The organism is Arthrobacter sp. B1805 (assembly GCF_002929745.1).
Taxonomy (GTDB): domain Bacteria; phylum Actinomycetota; class Actinomycetes; order Actinomycetales; family Micrococcaceae; genus Arthrobacter_D.
Map to the genome: position 1 here is coordinate 1 of NZ_PJIQ01000039.1, position 3,832 is coordinate 3,832.

The 3,832-nt window shown below is 61.8% G+C and carries 4 protein-coding genes; all 4 read left to right on the plus strand.

The features are described from left to right. Positions 1-261 precede the first annotated feature (261 nt). The 4 genes from CXQ96_RS17720 to CXQ96_RS18220 all read left to right on the plus strand — a co-directional run bounded on the left by CXQ96_RS17720 (position 262) and on the right by CXQ96_RS18220 (position 3,703). The gene (locus tag CXQ96_RS17720) at positions 262-1,359 is read left to right on the plus strand and encodes a site-specific integrase (protein WP_104119347.1); all 1,098 of its coding nucleotides are present in this window, start codon (positions 262-264) and stop codon (positions 1,357-1,359) included. Between the two features lie 4 nt (positions 1,360-1,363). Beyond that, complete coding sequence (locus CXQ96_RS17725) at positions 1,364-1,696, plus strand: helix-turn-helix transcriptional regulator (RefSeq protein WP_104119349.1); 333 nt, start codon at positions 1,364-1,366, stop codon at positions 1,694-1,696. Between the two features lie 139 nt (positions 1,697-1,835). Further along, positions 1,836-3,212, plus strand: coding sequence for a hypothetical protein (locus CXQ96_RS17730; RefSeq protein WP_258059190.1), 1,377 nt, complete (start codon positions 1,836-1,838; stop codon positions 3,210-3,212). A gap of 74 nt (positions 3,213-3,286) precedes the next feature. Further along, positions 3,287-3,703, plus strand: a complete 417-nt coding sequence (locus CXQ96_RS18220; RefSeq protein WP_146070944.1) for a hypothetical protein — start codon at positions 3,287-3,289, stop codon at positions 3,701-3,703. The last annotated feature ends 129 nt before the right edge of the window (positions 3,704-3,832 follow it).

Sequence of the window (3,832 nt, forward strand, 5' to 3'; positions counted from 1 at the left end):
GAACGGTGATTATTGCATCTGATGCATGATCGCCCGTCCTCTGCCCGCAACTCGCCGCCACGTGGTCATCAATCATCGAAAGTTGCATCTGACCTGCGGAAACGCTTCGCACAGAGCCGGCGCAGGACATTCTGAAAAGCATCGACGGGGCGCGCAAAGCCACATGACATTGATCTTGGACGCCCCGTTGAGCAGCGGATTTGCAGGCGTTCTGCATTAATCGCATGATTCTTGCATCCAATGCAATGCTTCAGGAGGGTCATGGCTGTCGATTCAGCAGGACGGGTGCTGGGTTTCGGCGCTGTGCGTTTCCTTCATCCGGAGGATGTCGTGTTCACGCAGATGCTCACGGGTTGGCGGAACCAGCAGTTGAGCAGGAATCTGTCGTTTGGCACCATCGAAGGCCGGGAGCGGCTGGTGACGCGATTCCAGGAGTCCACGAATCAGTATCCGTGGCAGTGGACGCCGGCACATGTGGATGAGTTCTTCGGGGATCTGCGCAGCGTGAAGCACGCGGCCCAGTCCACGATCCGGAGTTATCAGGCGGCGCTTCGGGCGTTCTGCTCGTACGTAGCCTCGCCTGATTATGGCTGGGACCGGGTCTGCGAGCAATATTTCGGAACGCACCCTTCGCAGGTCTGTTTCGACTGGAACACCGCGGTCCACGCCCAGACCAACGAATCGGATCCCAAGCGGCGGCCGTTCACCCGGCACGAGCTGCAGGCCTTCTTCGACCGGGCTGATGACGAGGTGGACCGCATCGCGACGCTGGGCCGCAAGGGCTGGCTGCCGGCATACCGCGACGCTGTCCTGTTCAAGGTGGCCTACTGCTGGGGTCTCCGCCGCAACGAGGTCAGGCACCTGCAGACCGTCGATTTTGCCCGGAACCCGCATGCGCGGGAATTCGGCCAGTACGGGGTCCTGCAGGTCCGCTACGGGAAGGCCATGAAGGGTTCACCACCCAAGCGCCGTAGCGTCCTGACCGTGTTCGATTGGTCCACGGAAATCGTTGCCGACTGGCTGGAGCACGGCCACCCGCACATGACCGACGGCCTGGACCTGTTCCCTTCCGAACGGGGCACCCTTGTTTCGGAGACGGCGCTGAACCGAAGGTTCAACCGGTACTGCGAGGATCTGAGCCTCTCCCCCGGCCTGGACATCCACTCGCTGCGCCGCTCCTACGTCACCCATCTGATCGAATCAGGCATGGACGCTCTGTTCGTCCAGCACCAGGCCGGGCATGAGCACGCCTCAACGACGGCCCTCTACACCTCCGTCTCCAGCGACTACAGGGTCAAAACACTGCGCCGTGCCCTGGATTCCACGATCCGGGACGCGCTGGCCGGAATGGAAGACTGAACGCATGAAACGAGAGATCGACTACCGCTGGCGGCTTGCAGAACTCATGGCAGCCCGGGGCATGCACAACAGCACCGACCTCAGTCCCTTGCTCAAGGAACGCGGCATCGAACTCTCGGCCTCCCAGGTCTATCGGCTCGTCACCCAACGCCCGGAGCGCGTCTCACTCATGATGATCGCCGCGCTCTGCGACATTTTCTCCTGCGGGCCCGAGGACCTAGTCACCGTCACTGCAATGGACGCCAAGGTCCGCAAGGTCGCCTCCGACGCCAATGTCGTGGACCTGAACAAGACCATCAGGCCCAAACGTGCCAGGGTAATCCGCGATGACGGCTGACATCAGCTCTCGGCTTGCCGTTCGTGGCCGGCCCCGCACCACCGGGGCGTTCACCTGCGACAGGTGCTCACGGGCAGCCGGTAAGCACCGTGCCAGCTGGCCGGAAGGCAGGATCTGCGGGACCTGCTTCACGGTCGCCATGCGCACCTACGGCACCTGCCCCGGCTGCGGGACAGAGCGCATGCTTCCAGGTAGGTCTGCTTCCCACGGTGACCAGCCAGTCTGCGCCGATTGCGCCGGCATCACCCAGGATTACCACTGCTCCGGATGCGGGACGGAAACCGAGCACTACCGCCAGAACACCTGCGCCCGCTGCTCACTCCGGAACGATCTCACGGCGCTGTTGCGAGTCGACGATTCCCAGGGCAACGAAACGACGGCAGCGAAACTACTCGCTGCGCTCTGCGGAGCCCAGCGACCCGAAAGCATCCTCACCTGGCTCCGCAAATCCGGCGTCCGCGAACTGCTCGAGCGAATCGCCACCGGAGACATCCTGCTCAGTCACGAGGCGCTGGACATGGAACCAAACAGCCTACGGGTGGAGCACCTGCGCAGCGTGCTCACCCACCACAACCTACTGCCCGGGCGGGATCACTACCTCGCGCTCTTTGAGCGGTGGCTACCCAGCAAGCTCGAAAACATTGATGACGTCGAGGTTCGGCGACCCATTGAGTCCTTCGCCCGCTGGCACCACCTGCGACGCATCAGGACACTCTCTACAGGCGGGAGACCCACCCGCGGTCCCGTGCACAGCGCAAAGCAGGAAATCACCGAAACCATCAGATTCCTCACCTGGCTCAAGCTCACCCATGGACGAACGGTCGCCTCCTGCCTCCAGGCCGACGTCGACGCCTGGCTGGCCGACGGTCCCACAACCAGATATGCCATCAGAACCTTCTTCGTCTGGGCGGTGAAGAGCCGGACCTGCACCAACATCACCATTGGCTTCCGGCAGGCCAAGACCGTGCCACTGCTCACCCAAGGTCAGCGGCTTGCCATGCTCAAGGCCTGCCTCACCGACAACATCGACACAATGTCCTACCGGGTCGCCGCCACTCTCCTGCTGCTCTACGCCCAACCAGCTGTGAAGATCGCCGCGATGAAAAGCACCGACGTGATCCTCACACCCGATGGTCCGCGCCTCTCACTCGGGGAAGAACACCCAGCGCCAGTGCCCGAACCTTTCGCCTCACTGCTCACAAGACACCTCGCCTCACGCCCCAACATGCGTACCGGCAGCAGCCCCGGCAGCCCGTGGCTCTTCCCCGGCTACCGCGCCGGGCAGCCCATACACCCCAACACCCTCATGATGCGTCTCAGAGAAATCGGCATAGACCTCCTAGGCGCCCGCAACGCATCCCTGCGCGGCCTCGTCAAAGAAGTCCCGGCACCGCTCGTCGCAGAGATGCTTGGCTACAGCTACCAGGTCACCCAGAAACACGCTGCAGGGACTGCCGAACCCTGGTCCCGCTATCCTCACACTGAACCCAGACGGATAATGGCGGATACCCCCTGAAGATAAGCGAGTAATGGGAACGAACAGTGCGCATACTCATTGGATCTAGCAGCCCGCAAAGCATTCATGCTCTCGTGACATCCAGCGACGCCGAGAAGGCTTCGTGGTTGACAGGCATCGCTCTCGTCCCACAGGCGCCTGGGCAGATCACGCTATCGACTGATGCAGACATGTTGGGCTCAGCATCGTGGCGCCTCGAGAGTCTAAGCCTGATGAAAGTTTCGGGCATCGCAGGACATCCGCTGGAAGTTCCATCAGGCCCTACCGGCAAAACGAAGCAATTCCAAGGCCGCGCGTCCATCCGCGCTTGGGAGATTGCAGGCTCCCTGCACGTCGACCTCGAGCTGCCACGTCTAGTGGCAAAAAATCAGGACCACGCGTCAGCCTCGTGGGAAGAAATGGCCCCCGAAGCCCATATTCTGTTGGCTGATACACACGTCATGGGCAGAGCGGAGATGCTCATCTCGTTTCTGCGAGTTCGATACACCTGATCGAGACCCCGACGGCGGCGACTCAGCACAAGATTCTCTAGCTCCGCCTCTCGACAGTGGCACCACAACGCAGGAACCCAAAGCGGGTTCAAGGAATAGTTCGGAAACGAATATGCACCGTTGCCAGTA

Excerpts from the sequence above, each read along its gene's own strand:
- CXQ96_RS17720 (WP_104119347.1), top strand. The coding sequence starts at position 262 with ATGGCTGTCGATTCAGCAGGACGGGTGCTGGGTTTCGGCGCTGTGCGT.
- CXQ96_RS17725 (WP_104119349.1), top strand. The coding sequence starts at position 1,364 with ATGAAACGAGAGATCGACTACCGCTGGCGGCTTGCAGAACTCATGGCA.
- CXQ96_RS17730 (WP_258059190.1), top strand. The coding sequence starts at position 1,836 with ATGCGCACCTACGGCACCTGCCCCGGCTGCGGGACAGAGCGCATGCTT.